Consider the following 24,768-nt stretch of genomic DNA (forward strand, 5'->3'; position numbering starts at 1 on the left):
GGATATGGCAAAAGTAGAAATAGACGAAGGCTCCGGCTTCTGTTTCGGAGTTGTCACTGCAATAAACAAGGCAGAAGAGGAACTGGCGAAAGGAGGGACCCTCTATTGTCTGGGAGACATCGTGCACAACAGCCGTGAAGTGGAACGCCTGAAGGCAATGGGGCTGATTACCATCAACCATGAGGAATTCAACCGCCTCCACAACGCCAAGGTGCTGTTGCGCGCCCATGGAGAGCCCCCCGAAACTTATGACATTGCCCGCCGCAACAATATAGAAATCATTGACGCAACCTGCCCGGTCGTACTCCGCCTGCAAAAGAAGATAAAGCAAGAGTATGTCCAGGAAGACGGCCGAGACAAACAAATTGTCATCTATGGCAAAAATGGACACGCCGAAGTACTGGGACTGGTAGGCCAAACTACGGGAAAGGCCATCGTCATCGAAAAGCAGGAAGAGGCAAGGAAACTGGATTTCAGCAAAGATATCCGTCTCTATTCCCAGACCACAAAGTCTCTGGACGGATTTCAAAACATTGTGAAATACATAGAGGGACATATCTCACCGAAAGTCACTTTCGAGTCCTATGACACTATCTGCCGACAAGTAGCAAACCGGATACCTAATATCCGGAAATTTGCAGCTTCCCATGATTTAATATTCTTTGTCAGCGGTAAAAAAAGTTCCAACGGCAAGATGCTGTTCAGTGAGTGTAAAAAAGTCAATGCCAACTCACACTTGATAGACAGTGCCGGAGAAATAGACAGTTCTCTGTTAGCCGGTGCCAATTCCATCGGTGTCTGCGGAGCCACTTCCACCCCCAAATGGCTGATGGAAGAAATTTCAGAAGCCATAAAGTCAAAACTTAAATAACAGTTTGTCATCCTTTTGGAACAGCAAATTAACGTAATTTATTAGTCACGGCCTCAGCTTTTTACTATCTTTGCGGCATGAAAAAATAGTTCCAATCTATTTTTCATCATGATTATTAATACTAAACAAAAAGATTGTTATGGGAACAGTTAAGTGCATTGGTATCTTGACATCAGGAGGTGATGCTCCGGGAATGAACGCAGCCATACGTGCCGTGACACGCTCTGCTATTTACAACGGACTTTCAGTTAAAGGTATATATAGAGGTTACAAAGGTCTGGTAACCGGCGAAATCAAAGAATTCAAAAGCCAAAATGTCAGCAACATCATCCAGCTGGGTGGTACAATCTTGAAGACAGCCCGCTGCAAAGAGTTCACGACTCCCGAGGGCCGCCAAATTGCTTACGACAACATGAAGAAAGAAGGCATTGACGCCTTAGTGATTATCGGAGGCGACGGTTCGCTGACCGGTGCTCGTATCTTTGCACAAGAGTTTGACGTGCCTTGTATCGGGCTGCCGGGAACTATCGACAATGACCTTTATGGAACAGATACCACTATCGGCTACGACACCGCGCTGAACACGATCCTGGATGCTGTGGACAAAATCCGTGATACAGCCACTTCCCATGAGCGCTTGTTTTTCGTAGAAGTCATGGGACGCGATGCCGGTTTCCTCGCTCTGAACGGCGCCATCGCCTCCGGAGCAGAAGCAGCCATTATCCCGGAATTCAGTACGGAAGTGGACCAACTGGAAGAATTCATCAAGAACGGTTTCCGGAAATCCAAGAACAGCAGTATCGTACTGGTAGCCGAGAGTGAACTGACCGGCGGTGCAATGCACTATGCAGAGCGTGTAAAGAACGAATACCCCCAATATGACGTACGCGTAACCATCCTCGGTCACTTGCAACGCGGCGGTAGCCCTACGGCACACGACCGTATCCTTGCCAGCCGTCTGGGCGCAGCCGCCATCGACGCCATCATGGAAGGACAGCGCAATGTCATGATAGGCATTGACCACGATGAAGTGGTATACGTTCCCTTCACGAAGGCCATCAAGAATGACAAACCCATCAAGAAAGACCTTGTAAATGTATTGAGAGAACTGTCTATCTAATGACAGACAGTTCAGATACCCCATAAACAGAGAAGGCGACATATGCGCCTTCTCTGTTTTTTACAACCATTTCTTCACTATATTTTCCGTCCTCTCCCACAGTTCTTCCATCTGTACATGCCGGGTATACTTCTCCGAAAGAGACTTGGGACGGCAACTGGCATTCAATGTACCCGTACGTTTACCGGCATCCTCATCCAGCAATAAGCCGACAGCCGTTGCAGCTCCCTTACGGGGAGTACGGATAAAAGGCCTGAAAAGCATATCTGTCAGCGGGTCAAACCACATATGCATGGTGATGATATTGGTAGACACAATCCCCGGGTCGGCCGCATTCACAACAATACCTTTGTGCTTGACACGACTGGCCAAGTCAATGGTGAACAGAGTCAATGCCAGCTTCGTGTTGCTATATATAGGAATGCGCCAAAAGTCGCCCTTCCTGCCCCGGAGGAAAAAATCCGGGAAGTCAAGACGGCCGATGGCATACGTACAAGATACCATATTGACAATACGGCTCCCCTCTCCCATCAACAGCAGCAGCTTGCGGGTCAGCAGGTAAGGCCCTACATAATTGACACTCACCGTCCGTTCCAGTCCGTCTTCGGTAATGCGGCGTTCCGTTTCCATGGTTCCGGCATTGTTCATCAGCAACGCCAACGGCTCTCCCCGCTTCAACAGATGCTCTGCAAATGCGGCCACTGAAGCCAGAGATGCCAAATCAATGGGAGCAGTCTCAATACGCGGATTACCGGTTTCACGCATCAGTAGTTGCCGCTTGGGTTCGGCAGCTTGGGGGTCACGGCATGCCATGATGACCTGATAGCCGGCAGTTGCCACTGCGCGGGTAATTTCCATGCCCATGCCACCGTCTGCCCCGGTTATAACAGCTAAATTCACTTTAATAATTAAAAATTGAAAATTAAAAACTAAAAATCAGCCTTTCGCTTCGATTTTCTCTATCTCCTTTTTCAGACAAGGTGGAAGCTCCTCCTTCAAATGCTGATGGCATGCCATCTCGATGGAATACATCCGGGCAATGCAATAATTACTATGCCGGCAGTTGCAACGTGCATTCTCTTCGGCACGCATGCGGTTGACGAACCCCGGCTCATTGAGCAGAGCACGTGCCATTTGCACAGCCTCGAAACCGTCATCCAGCACCTCATCTATCTTGTCCCTGGAAACCAGGCCACCCACATAAACCAACGGTATCTTCAAGGCGGCACGGAATTTCAAGGCATCTTCCAGGAAATAGGCTTCCTTAAACGGTACGCTCGGTATCATCCATTTGCCTACCATACGTACACCGTATTTCAACCACCAGCAGGTCATGTAATGCGTCATGCTGCGGATAGGCATTTCGCCCCGCATGACATACATCGGCGCCTTACTGACGAACCCACCGCTCAAGACCAGCGCATGTGCTCCCGACTGCTCCAGTCTCCGGGCCACCTGCATCGTCTCGTCCAGCTCCATCCCTCCACGGAAACCGTCGCGCATGTTCATCTTCACCAGCACAGCCATATCACTGCCGGCAGCCTTCATCACTTCTTCCATCACCATATCCATAAAACGCATACGGTTCTGCAACGAGCCTCCGAACTCGTCTTTCCGATGGTTGGTGGACGGGGACAAGAACTGGCTGATGAGATAGCCATGCCCTGCATGAATCTCTACAGAATCAAATCCGGCCTCCCGTGCCAGATTCACCGAACGCCCATAAGCACGCGCCATCTCCGGCAGCTCATCGGCACGCAGTCCGCGCACAAAGGTAGGAGAGTAAAGATTGAAACCGGAAGATGCGCCGACGGGCATACAACCGCAAATGCTCTTATGGGACATGTTGCCACAGTGTCCCAACTGGATGCCTGCCGCAGCCCCCTCCGCATGTATGGCATCAGTCAGCCTACGGAGTCCGGGGATAATCTCGGGACGCATCCACAACTGGCGGTCAAAAGACAGGCCGCTCTGAGTAACTGCCGCATAGGCAACAGTAGTCATACCTATACCGCCCGCCGCTACCGACCGATGATAGTCGAGCAACATGTCCGACGGAGCGTTTCCGGGACACATGCTCTCGAAAGCAGCCGAACGGATGGTACGGTTACGCAAGGTCAACGGTCCGAAAGTGACGGGGGTGAATAACTTGGATTCCATCGTTATGAGTTATGAGTTATGAGTTATGAATTATAAGTTATGAATTATTCATTTTCCATTTTCAACTTTCCATTTTCCATTAATAAAGAAATGGAATGATGCGTTTGCGCTTTCCTACCGCCTCATCGCCAAACTCCTCCCGATAACGGCGGTGAATGGCATCGGCACGGGGAACAAGGTTGGCAAACGTCCACCAGACGAACACCCAAGCGGCAGGGGAAGCTGTGAGTATGGCAAACCCAGTCCATTCCACCAGCTCACCGAAGTAATTGGCAGAAGTGACATATCGGTAAAGTCCTTTTCCGGGAAGGTAGTGCTTCGTATCACCCGGCTTACGCAAATGACGTATCACATAGTCGGAATGCAAATTGATGAACATACCCGCAAAAAACAGAATGACTCCCAACAAGGCATGAGGTTTCAACAAATAGGCCCAGCCATCGGCATACAAGCCTTCGGGAGCGAAATAGAACAAACCGCCCGCCTGCATCATCCCGTTCAAAAGGTTGAAGACGATACCCATCGCCATAATAGCTACCGGCATCCGGCTTTTACCTTTCAGCAGGAACGGAAAAATAAAGGCCCGCTGAAGATAGTGCAACTGAAACAGCAGGAAGAAGAAATATACCGGCACGGTAAATCCCGCTCCACTCTTCCCCCACAACCCAAACATGACGATGAATACCGGCGCTTCCATAAGCACCCATGCCAGTTTATTATTGATGGAAATTCCCCACGAAGCAGTACGGAACATGCCATAGCCTGCCTTGACAAAATAGAGTGCAATAAAGACAGCCAATGCCACAGCACTCATTACCCACAGAAATATCTGAAAAGTTTCCTGATTCATAGTTCTTTATTTATGCGAAGCAAAGATAAAGAAAACTCACAACAAACAAATCGTTTTCTCCGGATAAAATTGTTTTTTCATACAAAAACCAGCGTTTTTTACTGAGAGGATTAAGCAGCAGAGATACAAAAGCCTAATCGTTCCATCATGGAGTAAAATTCATTCCACCATGGAGAAAAAATCGTTCCACCATGGTGGAACGATTTTTCCCCCGTAATGGAACGATTTAAAAGATACAAGTTTAATCCTTACCGTTTCTTAATGGGCACATAAGTCACCTCATCCAAAACATTCTTATAGGCAGGACGGATAATACGCTTGCCTTCGAAATTCAATTCTTCATTGCGATGAGCACACCAACCGACAATACGTGCCATGGCAAACAAAGGCGTGAAGATTTCCTGCGGCAGCCCAATCATCTCGTAGACAAAGCCCGAATAGAAATCCACATTGCTCGAAACCGTCTTTCCATTATTCTTCACACGGCCAAACACATCAATGGCGCGCTCCTCGAGCAGTTCAAGGAAAGCGAACTCGCGTTCTTTCCCTTTTTCGCGGGCAAGGTCGCGGGCAAGCTCTTTCAGCAGAATGGCGCGCGGGTCGGAAATGGTATAGACGGCATGTCCGATACCATATATCAAGCCGGTCTTGTTATAGGCTTCCTTGTTGAGCATGCGGGTGAAGTAAGTATCAATCTCATCCACATTCGTCCAGTCCTGAATGTTTTCCTGCAGATGGTGGAACATATCGGCAACCTGGATATTGGCACCTCCATGAAGTGGCCCTTTCAAGGAACCGATACCTGCCGCTATCGAAGAATACGTATCTGTCCCGGTAGAAGAAGTGACGCGTACGGTAAAAGTGGAGTTGTTACCGCCACCGTGCTCTGCCTGAAGAACCAGCAGCAGGTCGAGCGTGCGGGCATCCAGCTCCGTGTAGTCCTTCTTCAGCATATAAAGGAAGTTCTCGGCAATGGAAAGGTCTTCCTGCGGATGGCGGATATGCAATGAACGGCCATGGGTGGCATGGCGAAGCATGTTATAGGCATACGCGATGATGGTCGGGAATTTCGAGATAAGCTCAATGCTCTGGCGCATCAGGTTGTCGCGGGAAGTGTCATCGGCATCCGGGTCGAAACGGTACATCTCGAGCACGCTGCGCGCCAGGATGTTCATAATGTTGTTTCCTTCAAGTTCAATGATATTCATCTTGGTCTTCTGCTCCAGCGGCATGTTGTCGTTGATGAGTTCACGGAAAGAAGAGAGTTCTTCCTTGTCGGGCAGGCGGCCGGAAAGCAGCAAGTAGGCAATTTCCTCAAAACCGAACCGTTTCTCTTTGATGATGGCGTGTGCCAAGTCATCCACATCATAACCGCGGTAGAACAATTTGCCGGGAATAGGCTTCAGCCCTCCACCGGGGATGCGTTCATAGCCGACCACATTGCCTATTTTGGTCAACCCCACCAAGACTCCCGTGCCGTCCTCATTACGCAAACCGCGCTTCACATCAAACTTCCTGAACAGTTCATTCTCAATCCGGGTAGCTTCCTTCAAATCTTCGGAAAGCTTGTAAATCAGATACTCCTTCTTCATAATCGTTTCGTTTTATTCGTTATTCCCATTTTCTATTCTCCTTACAATCTCCCGGGTGAAAGCCGAAGTGGACAGCGAGACGCCACCCTGCATAAAACGGGCCAAGTCGGCAGTAGCACGGGCTTCTGTGAAACTTTGCTCCAAAGCGTTCTCTATAAGAGAGGCTGCTTCCTTCCAACCCAGATATTCAAGCATCATCACAGCGGAAAGGATGATGGAACAGGGATTCACAATGTCTTTCCCGGCAATGTTCGGAGCCGTCCCGTGAGTAGCCTCAAAAATGGCATGCCCCGTTTTATAGTTGATATTCGCACCCGGTGCAATGCCGATGCCGCCTACCATGGCAGCCAGTTGGTCGGACACATAATCGCCGTTCAGATTCAACGTGGCAATCACGGAATATTCTTCAGGGATAAGCAACGTGTTCTGCAAGAATGCATCGGCAATGCAGTCCTTGATGACCAGACGCCCTTCTGCCAGCTCTTTACCAAACTCACGTTCTGCCAGTTCGTACCCCCACTTCTTGAAACCGCCTTCCGTAAATTTCATGATGTTTCCTTTGTGTACCAACGTCACGGAAGGCAGATGATGCTCAAGGGCGTATTGGCAGGCGGCACGCACCAAGCGCTCTGTTCCTTCTCTTGAAACGGGCTTCACGCCAAACGAGGAGGTTTCGGGAAAACGGACTTTTGTCACCCCCATGTCATCACGGAGAAAACGATAGAACTTTTCAGCCTCCGGAGTTCCGGCTTCCCATTCGATGCCTGCATAAATATCCTCGGTATTCTCACGGAATACGCACATATCCACCTTCTGTGGCTCTTTGAGTGGAGAAACAATGCCCTTATACCAACGTACCGGACGTTGGCAGACATACAAATCGAGCGTCTGACGCAAGGCTACGTTCAAGGAACGGATACCTCCACCGACGGGAGTTGTCAAAGGACCTTTGATGCCCACCTTATAGGTGCGGAAGGCTTCCATGGTTTCGTCCGGCAACCAGGAGCCGGTTTCGTGGAAAGCACGTTCTCCTGCCAGCACTTCTTTCCATTCAATGCCACGCCGGTCACCATAGGATTTCTTGACAGCGGCATTCACGACAGCCTGCATGGATGGGGTCACTTCTGCTCCCACTCCATCGCCGGTAATAAAAGGTACAGTAATTTTTTCCATATTCTATCTTGCATTAAGTGCAGAACCGGCCCGGAACCAGGCTATCTGCTGTTCGTTATACGTATGTTGTACTTCAAAACTTTCTTTACTCCCGTCCTCGTGATGAAGAACCACCTTCAACGTACGTCCCGAAGCAAAATCTTTCAACCCCATGACAGAAATCAGGTCGCGTTCCCGAATCTTGTCATAATCGGCCTTATCCGTAAAGGTCAGCGCCAACATGCCTTGTTTCTTTAAATTCGTCTCATGGATACGGGCAAAGCTTTTCGCCAAAATGGCGCGTACATTCAGGAAGCGTGGTTCCATGGCAGCATGCTCACGGCTGGAACCTTCACCATAATTCTCTTCGGCAACGACAATGGAAGGGATGCCTTCTGATTTATACAGCTTCGCAGTGCCTGACACTGTTCCATAGGTATTGGTGGAGCGGTTCCAAACCTTGTTCGTCTCTCCATTGAAAGCATTGACAGCCCCCATCAGCATATTGTCCGAAATATTCTCCAAATGTCCCCGGAAACGGAGCCATGGCCCCGCCATAGAGATGTGGTCGGTGGTACATTTCCCTTGCACTTTAATCAATAAAGGCATATTCAGCAAGTCCATGCCATCCCAGGCAGGGAAGGGAGTCAGCAGTTGCAAGCGCTGTGAATGAGGATTGACCGTAATTTCCGTCTGTCCTTTGCCTGGAGCAATGTATCCTTCCTTTCCTCCTATAAACCCGTGTGCCGGCAGTTCTTCACCGACCGGTTCGGACAGTTTCACAACCTCTCCTTTGGCATTGACCAGCGTATCCCTCAACGGGTCGAAACAAAGGTCACCGGCAATGGTCAGCGCCATCGTTATCTCCGGGGAAGCGACGTAAGCAAAAGTGTTGGGATTTCCATCGGCACGTTTGGCAAAATTACGGTTAAAAGAGGTGACGATGGAATTTTTTCGTTCAGGGTCATCAGTATGGCGCTTCCACTGGCCAATACAAGGTCCGCAGGCATTCGCCATTATCGTTGCGCCAATATCTTCGAAAGCGGCAATCATGCCGTCGCGTTCAGCAGTGGCACGTATCTGCTCCGAACCGGGGTTGACAATCAGCGAGGAAGCAACCTTCAAATTCTTTTCCTTTACCTGCCGGGCAAGGGAGGCTGCGCGGCTCAAATCCTGATAGGACGAATTGGTACACGACCCTATCAGGCCGACTTCCATCCGGCGGGGATAGTTATTGGTTATCACTACCTCGGCAAATTTCGATATCGGTGTTGCTGCATCCGGCGTAAAGGGCCCGTTGATATACGGTTCCAACAGCGAGAGGTCTATTTCAATGATGCGGTCGTAATATTTTTCCGGATTTGCCAGCACTTCGTCGTCGGCGCGAAGGTCGGCAGCTACGGAAGCAGCCATTTTTGCCACTTCTTCACGTCCGGTAGCCTTCAAATAAGTACCCATGCGCTCATCGTAAGGGAAAAGGGAGGTAGTCGCCCCCACCTCTGCCCCCATATTGCAGATGGTAGCCTTTCCAGTGGCAGACAATGAAGCGGTTCCCGGTCCAAAATATTCAATGATGGCATTGGTTCCCCCTTTTACAGTAAGAATACCCGCCAACTTCAGAATAACGTCTTTGGGAGCTACCCAGCCACTCAATTTACCCTTCAAGTGTACGCCTATCAGACGCGGCATTTTCAGTTCCCATTCCATGCCGGTCATCACATCCACCGCATCGGCACCACCCACACCAATGGCCACCATGCCCAAACCTCCGGCATTGGGCGTATGAGAGTCCGTGCCTACCATCATTCCACCCGGAAATGCGTAGTTCTCCAATACCACCTGGTGAATAATGCCTGCTCCCGGCTGCCAAAAACCTATGCCATAGCGGGAAGAAACATCACGGAGAAAATTATAGACCTCCTCGTTGGTCTTCGTAGCAGTCGCAACATCTTCTTTTGCACCTTTATATGCTTGAATCAAATGGTCACAGTGCACAGTGGAAGGCACGGCAACCTGCTCACGGCCTGCATTCATAAATTGCAATAAGGCCATTTGAGCCGTTGCATCCTGCATGGCCACACGGTCGGGACGGAAATTCACATAGTCTTCTCCCCGTCTGTAGTTCTTCACTTTATCCCCATCATACAAATGAGCATACAAAATTTTCTCTGCTAAAGTCATCGGACGCCGCAGTACGTTCCGTACGCGTTCTATCTTCTCCGAATAAGCGGCATAAAACGTTTTGAGCATCGTTAAATCATATACCATAACCACTATTTTTTAGTTTTTCATTATTGTAAAGATTACAAATTAATATCATAAACAAATAAAAAGGCTGAATAGTTTAACAAAATAAAGCATTTTTTCTGTCGGAAGCGAAGAATGATTACCTTTGCAACCATGAAGGAACAAGATTCAAATAGTCCTATTATTCACCTCCAGCAGCAACAACTTTTGCTGCGCATGGAATACGAATACGAAAAAGAGGAATTCAAACGCCAAACCGAAAACATGGGAGTTGCCCGGAAAGTGAAACGGGGACTTTGCTGGTATCCTGCCACTCCGGGACGAAGTTACTATAATTCACTGAATCAATTAGTAATAGAAATTACACACACAGAAAATACCGATATAGAACATAATTTTGAGTTCGGCCGTCCCGTATGTTTTTTCCGCCAGTCTGCCGATGGAAAAATAACCTATATGAACTTCACCGCTACCGTAAGCTATGCCGACGAGACACGGATGGTAGCGATAATGCCCGGAGCCGGTGCCGTTATGGAAGTGCAGGAAACGGACAACCTCGGCGTGCAACTTTATTTCGACGAAACATCCTATCGGACCATGTTCGAAGCCTTGGAAGATACGTTACGCTCCAAAGGCAACCGCCTGGCCGAATTGCGGGACATATTGCTGGGAACCTCGAAAGCCGGTTTCCGAGAGCTCTACCCCGTACGGTTTCCCTGGCTGAACTCCACGCAGGAGACAGCTGTAAACAAAGTGCTGTGTGCCCGCGACGTGGCCATTGTACATGGTCCTCCGGGAACCGGAAAAACGACCACCTTAGTGGAAGCCATCTACGAAACCCTGCATCGGGAACCGCAGGTACTGGTATGTGCCCAAAGCAATACTGCCGTCGACTGGATTTCGGAAAAATTGGTAGACCGTGGCGTCAATGTCCTGCGTATCGGCAATCCGACCCGTGTCAACGACAAGATGCTTTCCTTTACCTACGAGCGTCGTTTCGAGAACCATCCGCTTTATCCGGAGCTGTGGAGCATCCGGAAAAATCTCCGTGAACTGGGCAGCCGTGCCCGCCGTGGCAGCTATGACGAACGCGAAGGAGTACGCAGCCGTATGAGCCGCCTGCGCGACCGCGCCACCGCATTGGAAATACAAATCAATGCAGAGCTTTTTGATGGGGCACATGTCATAGCCTCCACGCTAGTAAGCAGCAATCACCGGCTGCTGAACGGACGCCGTTTCGGCACCCTTTTCATTGATGAAGCAGCCCAGGCCTTAGAAGCTGCCTGCTGGATAGCTATCCGAAAAGCAGACCGCGTGGTGTTGGCGGGTGACCACTGCCAACTTCCGCCCACCATAAAATGCTACGAAGCTGCCCGTGGAGGTCTGGAACGAACATTGATGGAGAAAGTGGTGTCCAACAAACCTGCCGTTGTCTCTTTGCTGAAAGTGCAATACCGCATGCACGAGGAAATCATGAAATTTCCTTCCCAATGGTTTTATAATGGCGAGTTGGAAGCCGCTCCCGAAGTGCGTTACCGGGGCATCCTGGACTGGGATACCCCCATCCACTGGATTGACACCTCCGAAATGGATTTCAAAGAAGAATTTGTGGGAGAGACTTTCGGACGCATTAATAAGGCGGAAGCGGACCTGCTCCTATCAGAACTGAAAATCTACATCAACCGTATCGGTGGCAACCGCATTCTGGAAGAAAAAATAGACATCGGCATCATCTCCCCTTACAAGGCACAAGTGCAATATCTCCGCAGCAAGATAAAGGCAGACGCTTCACTCAAGCCTTATCGCAGCTTGTTCACTGTAAATACGGTGGATGGCTTCCAAGGGCAAGAGCGCGATGTTATCTTCATCAGCCTTGTCCGTGCCAACGAAGAAGGACAGATAGGATTCCTGAATGATTTAAGGAGAATGAATGTAGCCATCACCCGGGCACGTATGAAGCTGGTGATATTGGGAGAGGCAGAGACGCTGAAACATCACGGTTTTTACCGGAAGCTATTGGAGTTTATTCAAAATATAGGGAATCAATAATAAAGAAATACCCCCTCCGGTAACACCGAAGAGGGTATTTCACCTATTTATATAAAGCTGATTAATTGTTTTCCGGACGAAGTTTACGAACTGTAACAGCTGTCTGCCACATTTCGCTTTCACGCAAGGCTTTCAATTCTGCATTCAGCTTCTCACGATAATCGGGTTTGGAGTTACTGTCGATAGAAATCTGAGCTTCGTTGCCCGACTTCACACTTGCATACAATTTCTGTACAACCGGCTTGATGGCATCATGGAACGGGGTCATCCAATCCAGCGCACCACGCTGTGCCGTAGTAGAACAGTTGGCATACATCCAGTCCATACCGTTCTTGGCAAACAATGGCATCAAAGATTGAGTCAACTCTTCCACTGTTTCATTGAATGCTTCAGAAGGAGTATGGCCGTTTTCGCGCAATACTTCATACTGAGCCAACAGCAATCCCTGGATAGCACCCATCAATGAACCGCGTTCACCGGTCAAGTCGGAAGTGGCTTCGCGGATGAAAGTTGTCTCGAACAAATATCCCGAACCGATACCGATACCCAGTGCAATCGTCTTGTCAAAAGCCTTACCCGTAGCATCCTGATAGACGGCATATGATGAGTTCAAGCCACGCCCTTCGAGGAACATGGTACGAAGTGAAGTACCGGAACCTTTGGGAGCAACCATAATAACATCAATATCTTTAGGAGGAACCACGCCGGTACGGTCGTTCCAGGTAATAGCAAAACCATGAGAGAAGTAAAGAGCCTTTCCGGGAGTCAAATAAGGTTTGATAGTCGGCCATACAGACATTACAGCCGCATCAGACAACAGACACATGACGATAGTACCTTTCTGGCAAGCCTCTTCGATGCCGAACAAAGTCTCACCCGGCACCCATCCGTCAGCCACAGCCTTTTCGTATGTCTTGCCCGGACGTTGTCCTACAATCACATTGAAACCGTTATCACGCAAGTTGCAAGCCTGGCCCGGGCCTTGTACGCCATAACCGATTACTGCAATTGTTTCATCTTTCAAAATCTCACGTGCTTTTTCCAAAGGAAATTCTTCGCGGGTCATTACATTCTCAATAACACCGCCAAAATTCAATTGTGCCATTTTTTGTTTTAATTTTTATTTGTGGCTTACGCCAACGTTGATAAATTTATTTATTTCTCTGTAAATATCACTTTAGAGCGACAGACCACTTCGCTGCCATTCTTTTTCACCTCCACATCGTAAACGCCCTCACCGGCATCATCCATGAACAAAGTCAACTCATCCCCATAATAGCTTTCGGCTACATATGCCATCTCAAAACGACGGATGCGCTTCTCCTTATACATCTCTATCGGGAACAAATCAAGGATATGCTCGATGTAACGGATGCTGTTCACATGCCCGTTAATGTCAATATCACTGTATTTGGCTACCAAAGCAGCAACCGGTTCCTTTGAGGCCACCTTTATCCGCGAAGGTTTTTCTATCGGGCAAGGCTCATCGCAAACATAATCTACAATGCTGCCACTATGAAGAGCCAGCAAATCTGCCGGCTTACGGGTATTCATGCTAATCATCGCCCAAACGGAACGTGCATACCCAATCTTCTTACCCTCCTTATCGATGATAGCGAAATTACGGTCTGTAAAAAGGCGATAGACATTCTCCACCCAAGTCTGAATGGAGAAATCTTCGTACTGATAAGGCATTTCATCCAGTTCGACAGCCAAGCGGGATAATACCCAAGTATAATTGTCCTCGTTTAGAGTCGCGATGCCAAAACCTCGGTCGCTGGCATGGAAACCCGCACAATTCAACAAATGGTTGCCCAATACTCCCATTGTCAGCCGTCCGGTAAAGTCGACATGAAACGGTTCGGCAACAAACTTGTAGGTACCTATTTTATTGTTCTCGCTCATCATGATTCCTGGTGTTTACTTTGACGATATTTTGCTTCACGGTCCGCCAGATATTCATTGACACGCTCAAAGCAGCTGGTCGTAATGGCTACGCGACCCGAACGGACGAACTGAAGTACGCAATCCAACTGGCGCAACTCCTCATAAAGATTGGTTATTTCCTCACTCATGCCATTCTTCTCAACAATGGCAAATACAGCATTCACCTCCACAATACGGGCATTGTACTTACGGATTACTTTGGACACCTCCGGTTTTTCTTCCAGCGTAGGGGTCGTTATTTTATAAAGGGCAATCTCGTGCTGATAGATTTCATCATCCGTGAAATAATGGGCTTGCAGCACATCTATTTTCTTGGTAATCTGCTTGGTCACCTTTTCAATGGTATCCTTATCCGTCCAAGCGGTAATGGTATATTTATGTACCCCCTTGATGGAGGAGGCCGATACATTCAAACTCTCGATGTTTATCTGCCGGCGGGTAAACACAGCCGTCACCTGATTCAGCAAACCGGCAAAGTTTTCCGAATGAACAATGATTGTATATAGTTTTTTATCCATAGATAGAGTAAATTCTTTAATTTCGCATGACTTCAGCATTCCAACAACATCTGATTGACCGAACCGCCCGGAGGTGTCATCGGCATTACATTTCCTTCTTCCTCCACACAAGCTTCGAGCAGGAATGGTCCGTCAGTCGCTATCATCTCGTCAATCGCTTTTGCCAGCTCCTCGCGGGTCATTACCCTGCGTGCAGGAATATCATATGCCGAAGCAATCTTCATATAATCCGGATTCATCATCGGAGTAAACGAATAACGACGATTGAAGAACATCGCCTGCCATTGACGAACATTGCCCAGGAAGTTATTGTTCAACAGAATCATCTTCACCGGAGCCTTTTGTTCCATGATGGTACCCAGTTCCTGCAGGTTCATCTGCAAGCCGCCGTCTCCCATGAATACGCATACCGTGCGGTCCGGACGTCCAAAAGTGGCACCGATAGCTGCCGGAAGGCCGAAGCCCATAGTACCCAGGCCACCGGAAGTAACAATGCTACGTTCCTTACTGTATTTGAAATAACGGGCGGACATCATCTGATTCTGGCCGACATCAGTCACCAATATCGCCTCGTTATGGGTAGACTCACTCACAGCACGCACCACTTCACCCATGCTTAGCGCTTTTCCTGCCGGATGTAATTCCGGACGGATTACCTTTTCCTCTTCCACTTCCTCGTATTGCCGGAAACTGTCAATCCATTCCTGATGGTTGGCGGGTTCCAGCAATTGGGTAACGGCAGCCAGTGTCTCTTTGCAATCTCCCAGGACAGCAACATCGGTCTTTACATTCTTATCTATTTCGGCAGGGTCAATATCAAAGTGGATAATCTTCGCCTGCTTGGCATATGTTTCCAATTTACCCGTCACACGGTCATCAAAGCGCATGCCTACGGCGATAAGGACATCACATTTATTGGTATTGATATTGGGCCCCAGGTTACCGTGCATACCAAGCATTCCTTTGTTCAACGGATGGTTCGTAGGTAATGCGGAAAGTCCCAATAAAGTGCATCCGGCAGGCATTCCGGCTTTCTCAATGAAAGCACGAAGCTCTTGCTGGGCTTCTCCCAGCTCCACGCCTTGTCCTACCAGCACCAAAGGCCGTTCCGCACCATTTATTAATTCAGCAGCCTTCCGTATGGCCTCCGGCTCCATTTCGGGAACGGGAAGATAGCTACGGACATAGTCCACCTTAGTAGGCGCATATTCTGTTTTCTCCACTTGGGCGTTTTTAGCAAAATCCAGCACGACCGGTCCCGGACGTCCGCTCTTTGCCACATAGAAAGCACGTGCCACTGCCCAGGCCACATCTTCTGCACGACGAATCTGGTAACTCCATTTCGTGATAGGCTGAGTAATGCCTACCAAGTCCACTTCCTGAAATGCATCCGTACCCAAGAAGTTCGTCCCTACCTGGCCGGCAATGACAACGATAGGCGTACTGTCAATCATGGCATCTGCAATGCCCGTGATAGTATTGGTAGCACCCGGTCCACTGGTAACCAGACAAACGCCAACCTCGCCTGATACACGTGCAAAGCCTTGTGCCGCATGGGTTGCTCCTTGTTCATGGCGAACCAAGATGTGGTTCAATTCCTTCCGGTGGTCGTATAAGGCATCGAATACCGGCATGATGCTCCCTCCCGGATAACCGAAAATAGTCTTTACTCCCTGATGCTCCAGAGAGCGCATCAATGCTTCTGCGCCTGTTATTAGAGCCTCACCCCGACCCTCTCCTTGGGAGAGGGAGGAAAAGTTACTCTTTTTATTATTATCAGCCATACTTTATCTATTCATTATATTTAAAAGCTCAATAGTAGCTTGAAAAATTTGTTTCATTCTCTCCTCCCCTCGCTTTCGGAAAGGGGGGCTTTTAATCAATCAGCCTCACAGCCCCTTTGTCAGCGGAACTCACCATACTGGCATATGCTTTCAATGCTTTGGAGACTTCACGGTTGCGGGTTACCGGAGTCATAGGGCGTGCTGCAAGCTCTTCATCCGTCAACTTCACATTGATAGAACGGTTCGGTATATCAATTTCGATAATGTCCCCATCCTTAATCTTGCCGATATTACCACCGGCAGCCGCTTCGGGAGAAACATGTCCGATACTTAGTCCGGAAGTACCACCACTGAAACGCCCGTCGGTAATCAATGCACACTCCTTACCCAGATGGCGGGATTTGATATAAGAAGTAGGATAAAGCATCTCTTGCATACCCGGTCCACCTTTCGGCCCTTCGTGAGTGATGACGACGACGTCTCCACTGACCACCTTTCCACCCAGAATACCGTCACAAGCCGCATCTTGTGAGTCGAAGACTTTCGCTGGCCCCGTAAATTTCCAGATACTCTCGTCTACACCGGCAGTCTTGACAACGCAACCGTCCTGAGCTATATTTCCCTTCAAAACCGCCAGACCGCCATCCTTGCTGTATGCATGTTCCAAATCACGGATACAACCGGTCGCACGGTCCGTATCGAGTTCCTTATAAGACGCATTTTGTGAGCCGAGTACCAGATTGAACTTTCCGGCTGCCGCACTGGAGTATTTCTTGATTGCCTCTTTACATACATTAGAGCTGGTAATACTATACCGGTCGATTGCCTCTGCCAACGTCATTCCATCCACACGGCGGACATTCGTATCGACCAATCCGCCCTTGGCAAGCTCATCCATGATGGCAATGATGCCACCGGCACGGTTAACGTCTTGTACATGATACTTTTGGGTATTGGGAGCCACCTTGCATAAGCAGGGGGTCTTGCGGGAGAGCATGTCAATGTCGTCCATCTTAAAATCCGCTCCGGCTTCGTGAGCCACAGCCAACAAATGAAGTACCGTATTAGTGGAACCGCCCATCGCAATATCCAGCGTCATGGCATTCAAAAATGCCTCGCGGGTAGCAATACTGCGCGGGAGTACACTCTCATCCCCTTCTTCATAATATCTAAAGGCATTCTCTACAATCAACCTGGCTGCATCCTCAAATAGTTTCTTGCGATTTTCGTGAGTGGCTACAATCGTGCCGTTACCGGGCAGTGCCAATCCAATCGCTTCATTCAAGCAATTCATGGAATTAGCGGTAAACATGCCTGAGCAGCATCCGCAAGTGGGGCAGGCATGTTGCTCAATCTGTGCCACCTCTTTATCGCCCACACTTTCATCAGCAGATTTAATCATGGCATCAATCAAATCCAAATGCTGTCCGTTCCATTCCCCGGCTTCCATCGGACCGCCTGAAACAAACACAGTCGGTATATTCAGCCTCATAGCCGCCATCAGCATCCCCGGAGTAATCTTGTCACAGTTACTGATGCAAACCATAGCATCTGCCTTATGGGCATTTACCATATACTCCACACTATCGGCAATGATATCTCTTGAAGGCAGGGAATAAAGCATACCGTCGTGTCCCATAGCGATACCGTCGTCAATGGCAATCGTATTGAACTCCGCAGCAAAACACCCCAGTTTTTCAATCTCTTCCTTTACAAACTGGCCTATTTCGTGCAGATGTACATGCCCGGGGACGAATTGTGTAAATGAATTGACTATAGCGATAATGGGCTTACCCATCTGTTCCTTCTTCATACCATTCGCCGTCCACAATGCACGGGCTCCCGCCATGCGGCGACCTTGTGTGCTGAACGAGCTGCGTAACTGATGCTTCATTTTCAAATCTCCTTTTAATGAAAAAGCCTCTCCCACTATAGTGAGAAAGGCTTAATAAATTATCTTCTAACGTACGAATACATACATAACCTTTCTCACGCTCTTGATGCCACCACCACGACGCGAATAATATGCAGGACTGCCAGGTTAATAGATGTATGTAAATTCATAACTTAATTCTTCTTTTTTGTTTCAAACGTGCTGCAAAGGTAAGGGCTTTTTTATAATCTCCAAACAAATTGAAGAAAAAAATAAGATAAATATGAATAATCGTAAGAAAATATCGCCCTAAAATCCTATTTTATCACTTAACAGTTCTAAATAGAACCATTCAGACAGCCAATGTAAATGTATTGCCAATCATTGAAACCATTTAATAATCTGAAAATTACCAAAGGCTCTCTACATCCCGAAACAAATAATTCGTATCTTTGTCTCTTCAAATACTCAAAAAAAAGTATTTACTAATTAAATAAAGATAGAAAATTAATGGAAACAGTAGAAAACAAGTACATCACCGTAGCATATAAGCTGTACTCAATCGAAAACGGAGAAAAAGATTTCGAAGAAGAAGCACCCGTAGAGCATCCTTTTCAGTTTATCTCAGGTCTGGGAATGACACTCGAACCCTTTGAAGCCCAGATAAAAGACTTGCAGATAGGCGATAAATTCGACTTTACCATTCCGGCATCAGAAGCTTATGGTGAATATGACGACGACCATGTTATTGACCTCCCCAAAGAAATCTTCATGATAGAAGGAGAATTCGACAGCGACCGTGTAGTGGAAGGCGCCGTCATCCCCTTGATGACTTCTGAAGGTCAACGCATCAATGGAAGTGTAGTAGAAGTAAAGGAAGACGTAGTTGTAATGGACATGAATCATCCACTCGCAGGTTGTGATTTGAACTTTACCGGAGAAGTGGTGGAAAGCCGTCCGGCTACGAACGAAGAGCTTGCTGAAGTTGCCCGTATGATGGGTGGCGGTTGCGGCAGCTGCGGTTGTGGTGACTGTGGCGACGGATGCGGCGACCATGAATGTGGAGGCGGATGCTGCCACTAAAGAATTAAAAATTAAAGAATTAAAAATTAAAGAATCAGACTACACAGTATTAAGCATGCCGCATGGTAATTCTTTAATTTTTAATTCTTTAATTTTCAAATTCTATATTATTTACTTGTCATTATCTCCAATACCAATTTATCCGTTTCATTCATTCCTTTAGAACCGATTTTTGTCAGATTACGGATACTCTGATCCACATCCTCATCAATAATACCTTCTACGGAAGTCACACAACGGTTTTCCATGGCCATGATGGCTGAAAGCACTGCGGTTGAAACTCCGGTAGTTACTTTCAATGCACAACTGGGTTTGGCACCATCACAAATCATTCCGGTAAGATTGGCAATCATGTTCTGCACAGCATATGCCACCTGTTCATAAGTTCCTCCCATTAGCCAAGTTATACCGCAACTGGAACCCGTAGCAGCAACCACACAACCGCATAAGGCAGATAAGCGTCCCAAACTCTGCTTGATATAGATTACTGTTAAATGGCTCAACATCAAGGCACGAATCAATTCTTCTTCCGATTTTCCATTTTCTTCGGCATAGACCAGTACGGGAAGGGTAGCAGATATCCCTTGATTGCCACTGCCGGAATTGCTCATCACCGGAATCATGGCACCGGCCATACGGGCATCACATGCTCCCGAAGTGTAAGAAAGGATATGAGAGAAGACACTGTCGCCCATAATCCGGTGTTCGTAAGTGCCACGTAGGATTTTACCTAGTCCATGACCATATTCACCTTCGAAGGAACGTTCGGCGGCAGTCTTGTTCAGTCGTGCCGTATCAAGAATAAAACGGATGTCGTCTAATGGGGTTGTCATGGCGAAGTCATACACTTTGCGTAAAGTCAAGTCCAATACATCCTCCTCTTCGATACAAGAGGCAATTTGTTTGTCCAATAAGATGTCACCGTTGCGCGTTATATAAGTAAAACAAGTATGCCCACCGGCAATAATAGCTGTTGCCTTGTTCGTATCAGCTTCACAACATACTTCTATATAAAGCTTCTCTTCCATATCGTTTTTTAAAGATATATGAATACGCTTTTCTTCTATGAAACGCTTTCCTGCCTCCACTGCATCAGGAGTACTTTCTTTCAAAACCTCCAATTGATACGCCGACTTACCTATTAAGGCGCCAAGCGCCACAGCAATCGGTAATCCAATCATCCCCGTACCTGGAATACCCACTCCCATTGCATTTTTCAGAATATTGGCACTCAGCAATACAGTTATCTTTTCGGGACGCTTATTCAGCACTTCCGCAGCCTTTGCTACACACAATGCCACAGCTATAGGTTCTGTACAACCAATGGCAGGAATTACTTCAGATTTAACCAAAGCAATAATCTGTCGTCTTTCCGTTTCTGTCATATCATTTCTACAATTTGATTATTTATCATGCAAATGTAGGAAAAAACAAACAAAAATCCCTCCTCTATAACCTGAAAATCAGGAGACAAAGGAGGGAAAATTCCATATCGAAAAAAAAGTTATTTAGCGGCAGTCAAGTTCAAACCAACTTCCAAACGAGTTGTTTCATTAATTATTTCAGGTAAACCCTTCAACATACCTTCTGCCATACCGGCCATACTTCCAAAATCAGGATCAGCTTTCATTGCTTCGATAAGCATATTTACAAACTCCTCATCCGAGAATAAAGGAGCAACTATATTTTTCATCAAAGGCAATAACAAATCCGTATTCAAATAAACCTTTAATTTACCTTCGTTCTTTTCGTAAGTCAAAGGCACACCGTCAGTTACCAAAGGAAGCAAAGACGTAACAGCCTGAGACAAAATTTCACTCATATCTATAGCCTTGGTAGAACTGCCCAGACGTTTTACATTGGCAATGATGGCATCCAGATTCAAATATACCTTCATTTGGGTATCACTGAGAACTACATATTGTGCAACATTCGCAGGAGTCTTAACAACAGAGGTACCTCCCTGAGCGGCATCAACATAAGAAGCTGAAATATTACCGTCAACACCCAAAGTAATATCATGCAACACACTACACAACATATTCTCTACATTCACTTTATCATCACCACCTGCGTCAATTAAAGGCATACGAAGAGCTAACGTCAAAATTGTTTGAATCGGTAGCTCCCAGCCAGGCATTACCTCTACATTCTTATTGGATTCCCAAATCAAATGAATCGGTTCTTCCGTATAATCAGAATTAAGGGGTGTAGGAACCCAAGTTGTTCCGGATAAAGCGGAATTTTTCAATGCGACATTAGTTAAATCTAATTTCAAGGAAGAAGCAGTAACCTTTCCTGCATAGTCAAAAGTACAATAATCGGTCTCACTTGTGCCGGAAAACGAACATTCATCACCTTGTATATTCAAAGTAACCGGAAGGGTTACAACCGGAGAACCAGGGAATACGCCTGCACCAAAAGAACCGGAAGCCGCTTCACGTGTAAGAATACCGGAAAGATCCAAATTGCCAGCCAATACCAAAGTAGCCTTGGTTGCATCAGAAGCATCCGGAGTAAAAGTTACTTTCTTTCCCAACATTGATCCACCGTTATAAGTCAAGTTCAAACCTGTTGCAACTGTAAACTCTGTTTGCGGCACAGGACATACTACCTTGTCATCGTCATCATCACTACAAGCCGTGAATAAACTCATTGAACAGATCAATGCAAATAAATAAAATAAATTCTTTTTCATACTTTTTTGAGTACTTGTTTAGTTAATAAAAAGCTTCCCAAGGGAGCTATTAATTTCCCATTTTAAATCAAAGGTGCAAAGTAACACTTTTTAAGGTTACAGTACAAGGTCTTTTCTAAAAAATAAATGTTCCTTTTTTCATCATTACGAGTGAAATTCGGATGCAGATTTCATAAAGAGTAAGCCATTTTTATAAAGAACAAGCCATTGACCAAACTCTGGCAAAGGCAGGCAACTTTATGCGGAAAAGACTTTTTATCTTATTTCCTTAAACGTTTTATGAAAAAAAGTTGTTATCTTTATAAAGTCAAAAGCATTTCTTATAAAGCGTATTGGCACATTAACCTCATATATAAACCTTTAAAGCATTTGATATGTTCAACTCATTTGGAAATATTCTCCGTCTTACCAGTTTTGGGGAATCGCACGGTAAGGGCGTGGGAGGAGTGATAGACGGATTCCCTGCAGGAATAGTCATTGATATGGATTTCGTCCAGGCAGAGCTCGACCGACGCCGCCCCGGACAGTCACGTATCACTACCGCCCGGAAAGAAGGTGATAAAGTGGAGTTCCTCTCCGGCATCTTCGAAGGAAAATCCACAGGCTGCCCCATAGGATTCATTGTATGGAACCAAAACCAACATTCTGACGATTACAATAATCTGAAAGAAGTCTACCGACCGTCACATGCCGACTATACTTATAAAGTGAAATATGGCATCCGCGACCACCGCGGAGGTGGACGTTCATCAGCCCGTGAAACAATCTCGCGTGTAGTAGCGGGTGCCCTGGCCAAATTGGCGCTGAAGCAGCTGGGTATACACATCACGGCGTACACTTCACAAGTAGGTCCTATCCGCCTTGAAGAAAATTATACCGCATACGACCTCGACCTGATAGAGACCAATCCGGTCCGCTGCCCCGACCCGGCGAAGGCAAAAGAAATGGAAGAACTCATCTTCAAGATAAAGGGAGAAGGAGATACCATCGGAGGAGTGGTGACTTGTGTCGTCAAAGGATGCCCCATCGGACTGGGACAACCCGTATTCGGCAAGCTCCATGCAGCACTTGGAGCAGCCATGCTCAGCATCAATGCAGCAAAAGCATTCGAGTATGGAGACGGTTTCAAGGGATTAAAGCAGAAAGGCTCGGAGCAGAATGATGTGTTCTACAACAATAACGGACGTATCGAGACCCGCACCAATCATTCGGGCGGTATACAAGGTGGAATCAGTAACGGGCAAGACATCTATTTCCGTGTAGCCTTCAAACCCGTGGCAACCGTACTGATGGAGCAACACACCGTGAACATTGACGGTGTAGACACCACCCTGAAAGCCCGAGGACGCCATGACCCGTGTGTATTGCCACGCGCAGTACCCATCGTGGAAGCAATGACAGCAATGACATTGTTGGATTATTACCTGATTGACAGAACAACACAACTATAATATTCACCCATGGAAATAAAGAAATACATCACCGAGAACGAGCCTAAAATGCTGGAAGACTTGTTCAGCCTCATTCGCATTCCAAGCATCAGTGCCAAACCCGAGCATCACGACGATATGCTTGCCTGCGCCGAACGCTGGGCACAGTTGCTGCTCGAAGCCGGAGCGGATGAAGCCCTCGTAATGCCCTCCAAAGGTAACCCGATTGTTTTTGGACAGAAAATCGTAGACCCGGACGCCAAGACCGTATTGGTATATGCCCACTACGACGTGATGCCAGCCGAACCTCTCGAACTTTGGAAAAGCGACCCCTTTGAACCGGAAATACGCGACGAACATATCTGGGCACGTGGTGCTGATGATGACAAAGGGCAATCTTTCATACAAGTGAAAGCGTTTGAATACCTCGTACGCAACGAACTGCTGCAAACCAACGTAAAATTCATCTTCGAAGGAGAAGAAGAAATCGGTTCGCCCAGCTTAGAAAGCTTCTGCCAGGAGCACAAAGAGTTGCTGAAAGCAGACGTCATTCTGGTTTCGGACACCAGCATGCTTGGTGCAGACCTGCCTTCACTGACCACCGGACTGCGCGGACTGGCCTATTGGGAAATAGAAGTGACCGGCCCCAACCGCGACCTACACAGCGGTCACTTCGGCGGTGCTGTTGCCAACCCCATCAATGTACTTTGCCAGATAATCAGCCAAGTGACGGACGCAGAGGGACGTATCACCGTACCGGGCTTCTATGACGATGTGGAAGAAGTTCCCCAAGCCGAGCGCGACATGATAGCCCGCATTCCTTTCGACGAAGAGAAATACAAAAAGGCTATCCATGTAAAAGCACTTTTCGGAGAGAAAGGTTACAGTACGCTGGAACGTAACAGTTGCCGTCCGTCTTTCGACGTATGCGGCATCTGGGGCGGATATACGGGTGAAGGGTCCAAGACCGTGCTCCCATCCAAGGCATACGCCAAGGTATCCTGCCGGTTGGTTCCCCACCAGGACCACCACAAGATATCCCGGCTCTTTGCCGACTACATTCTGGACATAGCGCCGGATTCAGTACAGGTAAAAGTCACTCCGATGCATGGAGGCCAAGGATATGTATGCCCCATCACCCTACCCGCCTACCAAGCCGCCGAAAAAGGTTTTGAAAAAGCTTTTGGAAAGAAACCGCTGGCAGTGCGTCGGGGTGGAAGTATCCCCATCATCTCCACTTTCGAGCAAGTACTAGGCATCAAAACCGTTCTGATGGGCTTCGGGCTCGAATCCAACGCCATCCACTCACCTAATGAGAATATACCGTTGGACATCTTCCGTAAAGGAATAGAAGCTGTTGTCGAATTCTACCTCAATTATAAATAAAACAAGAA

Annotated in this window: 19 protein-coding genes; 6 read left to right on the forward strand and 13 right to left on the reverse strand. The window is 47.5% G+C overall.

The window, feature by feature from the left end; all coding sequences use genetic code 11:
* Positions 1-4 precede the first annotated feature (4 nt).
* Both DW039_RS01795 and pfkA read left to right on the forward strand, forming a co-directional pair.
* Complete coding sequence (locus tag DW039_RS01795) at positions 5-871, forward strand: 4-hydroxy-3-methylbut-2-enyl diphosphate reductase (RefSeq protein ID WP_120381611.1); 867 nt, start codon at positions 5-7, stop codon at positions 869-871.
* Between the two features lie 139 nt (positions 872-1,010).
* On the forward strand, positions 1,011-1,991 hold the full coding sequence (pfkA, locus tag DW039_RS01800) for a 6-phosphofructokinase (RefSeq protein WP_005827137.1): 981 nt from the start codon (positions 1,011-1,013) through the stop codon (positions 1,989-1,991).
* Positions 1,992-2,051: 60 nt separating this feature from the next.
* On the opposite strand, the gene DW039_RS01805 is transcribed toward pfkA, so the two are convergent.
* From DW039_RS01805 to DW039_RS01830, 6 genes are all read right to left on the reverse strand, one after another.
* Entirely contained in the window at positions 2,052-2,891 is an 840-nt protein-coding gene (locus DW039_RS01805; protein WP_120381612.1) for an SDR family NAD(P)-dependent oxidoreductase, read from the reverse strand.
* A gap of 36 nt (positions 2,892-2,927) precedes the next feature.
* Entirely contained in the window at positions 2,928-4,151 is a 1,224-nt protein-coding gene (locus tag DW039_RS01810; protein ID WP_044468476.1) for an NADH:flavin oxidoreductase, read from the reverse strand.
* Between the two features lie 79 nt (positions 4,152-4,230).
* Entirely contained in the window at positions 4,231-5,001 is a 771-nt protein-coding gene (locus DW039_RS01815) for a DUF1295 domain-containing protein (RefSeq protein WP_118264451.1), read from the reverse strand.
* Positions 5,002-5,249: 248 nt separating this feature from the next.
* Complete coding sequence (locus tag DW039_RS01820) at positions 5,250-6,593, reverse strand: citrate/2-methylcitrate synthase (protein WP_120381613.1); 1,344 nt, start codon at positions 6,591-6,593, stop codon at positions 5,250-5,252.
* A gap of 12 nt (positions 6,594-6,605) precedes the next feature.
* Positions 6,606-7,766, reverse strand: coding sequence for an NADP-dependent isocitrate dehydrogenase (icd, locus tag DW039_RS01825; RefSeq protein ID WP_120381614.1), 1,161 nt, complete (start codon positions 7,764-7,766; stop codon positions 6,606-6,608).
* 3 nt (positions 7,767-7,769) lie between these two features.
* Complete coding sequence (locus DW039_RS01830; RefSeq protein ID WP_057087214.1) at positions 7,770-10,013, reverse strand: aconitate hydratase; 2,244 nt, start codon at positions 10,011-10,013, stop codon at positions 7,770-7,772.
* A gap of 132 nt (positions 10,014-10,145) precedes the next feature.
* On the opposite strand from DW039_RS01830, the gene DW039_RS01835 reads away from it, so the two are divergent.
* Positions 10,146-12,041 (forward strand): AAA domain-containing protein, encoded by a 1,896-nt coding sequence (locus DW039_RS01835; protein WP_034523241.1) that lies wholly within the window; start codon positions 10,146-10,148, stop codon positions 12,039-12,041.
* 61 nt (positions 12,042-12,102) lie between these two features.
* Here DW039_RS01835 and ilvC read toward each other — a convergent pair whose 3' ends face one another.
* The 5 genes from ilvC to ilvD form a co-directional block, all read right to left on the reverse strand.
* A complete protein-coding gene (ilvC, locus tag DW039_RS01840; protein ID WP_005833131.1) occupies positions 12,103-13,146 on the reverse strand; it encodes a ketol-acid reductoisomerase in 1,044 nt (347 codons plus the stop codon).
* Between the two features lie 50 nt (positions 13,147-13,196).
* Positions 13,197-13,946, reverse strand: coding sequence for an acyl-[acyl-carrier-protein] thioesterase (locus tag DW039_RS01845; protein ID WP_034523242.1), 750 nt, complete (start codon positions 13,944-13,946; stop codon positions 13,197-13,199).
* Complete coding sequence (ilvN, locus tag DW039_RS01850; RefSeq protein ID WP_005833135.1) at positions 13,946-14,506, reverse strand: acetolactate synthase small subunit; 561 nt, start codon at positions 14,504-14,506, stop codon at positions 13,946-13,948. The genes DW039_RS01845 and ilvN overlap by 1 nt, the downstream gene beginning before the upstream one ends.
* A 32-nt stretch (positions 14,507-14,538) precedes the next feature.
* Positions 14,539-16,290 carry a biosynthetic-type acetolactate synthase large subunit gene (ilvB, locus tag DW039_RS01855; protein ID WP_120381615.1) on the reverse strand — a complete coding sequence of 584 codons (1,752 nt, stop codon included), beginning with the start codon at positions 16,288-16,290 and terminating at the stop codon, positions 14,539-14,541.
* Between the two features lie 91 nt (positions 16,291-16,381).
* Positions 16,382-18,184: a dihydroxy-acid dehydratase gene (gene ilvD, locus DW039_RS01860; protein ID WP_044467846.1), complete on the reverse strand. Its 1,803-nt coding sequence runs from the start codon at positions 18,182-18,184 to the stop codon at positions 16,382-16,384.
* A 489-nt stretch (positions 18,185-18,673) separates the two neighbouring features.
* Here ilvD and DW039_RS01865 point away from each other — a divergent pair, with 489 nt between their 5' ends.
* A complete protein-coding gene (locus DW039_RS01865) occupies positions 18,674-19,246 on the forward strand; it encodes a peptidylprolyl isomerase (protein WP_005833142.1) in 573 nt (190 codons plus the stop codon).
* Positions 19,247-19,353: 107 nt separating this feature from the next.
* Here the strand turns inward: DW039_RS01865 and DW039_RS01870 are convergent, their stop codons facing one another.
* Positions 19,354-20,631 carry a serine dehydratase subunit alpha family protein gene (locus tag DW039_RS01870; RefSeq protein WP_034532834.1) on the reverse strand — a complete coding sequence of 426 codons (1,278 nt, stop codon included), beginning with the start codon at positions 20,629-20,631 and terminating at the stop codon, positions 19,354-19,356.
* Positions 20,632-20,750: 119 nt separating this feature from the next.
* Positions 20,751-21,944 carry a DUF4925 domain-containing protein gene (locus DW039_RS01875; RefSeq protein ID WP_165853088.1) on the reverse strand — a complete coding sequence of 398 codons (1,194 nt, stop codon included), beginning with the start codon at positions 21,942-21,944 and terminating at the stop codon, positions 20,751-20,753.
* A 374-nt stretch (positions 21,945-22,318) separates the two neighbouring features.
* On the opposite strand from DW039_RS01875, the gene aroC reads away from it, so the two are divergent.
* Positions 22,319-23,395 (forward strand): chorismate synthase, encoded by a 1,077-nt coding sequence (gene aroC / locus DW039_RS01880; protein ID WP_008664052.1) that lies wholly within the window; start codon positions 22,319-22,321, stop codon positions 23,393-23,395.
* 9 nt (positions 23,396-23,404) lie between these two features.
* Entirely contained in the window at positions 23,405-24,760 is a 1,356-nt protein-coding gene (locus DW039_RS01885) for a dipeptidase (RefSeq protein ID WP_057087210.1), read from the forward strand.
* The last annotated feature ends 8 nt before the right edge of the window (positions 24,761-24,768 follow it).

Origin of the sequence: Bacteroides sp. AF39-16AC (assembly GCF_003602735.1) — a bacterium.
GTDB lineage: Bacteria > Bacteroidota > Bacteroidia > Bacteroidales > Bacteroidaceae > Bacteroides > Bacteroides uniformis.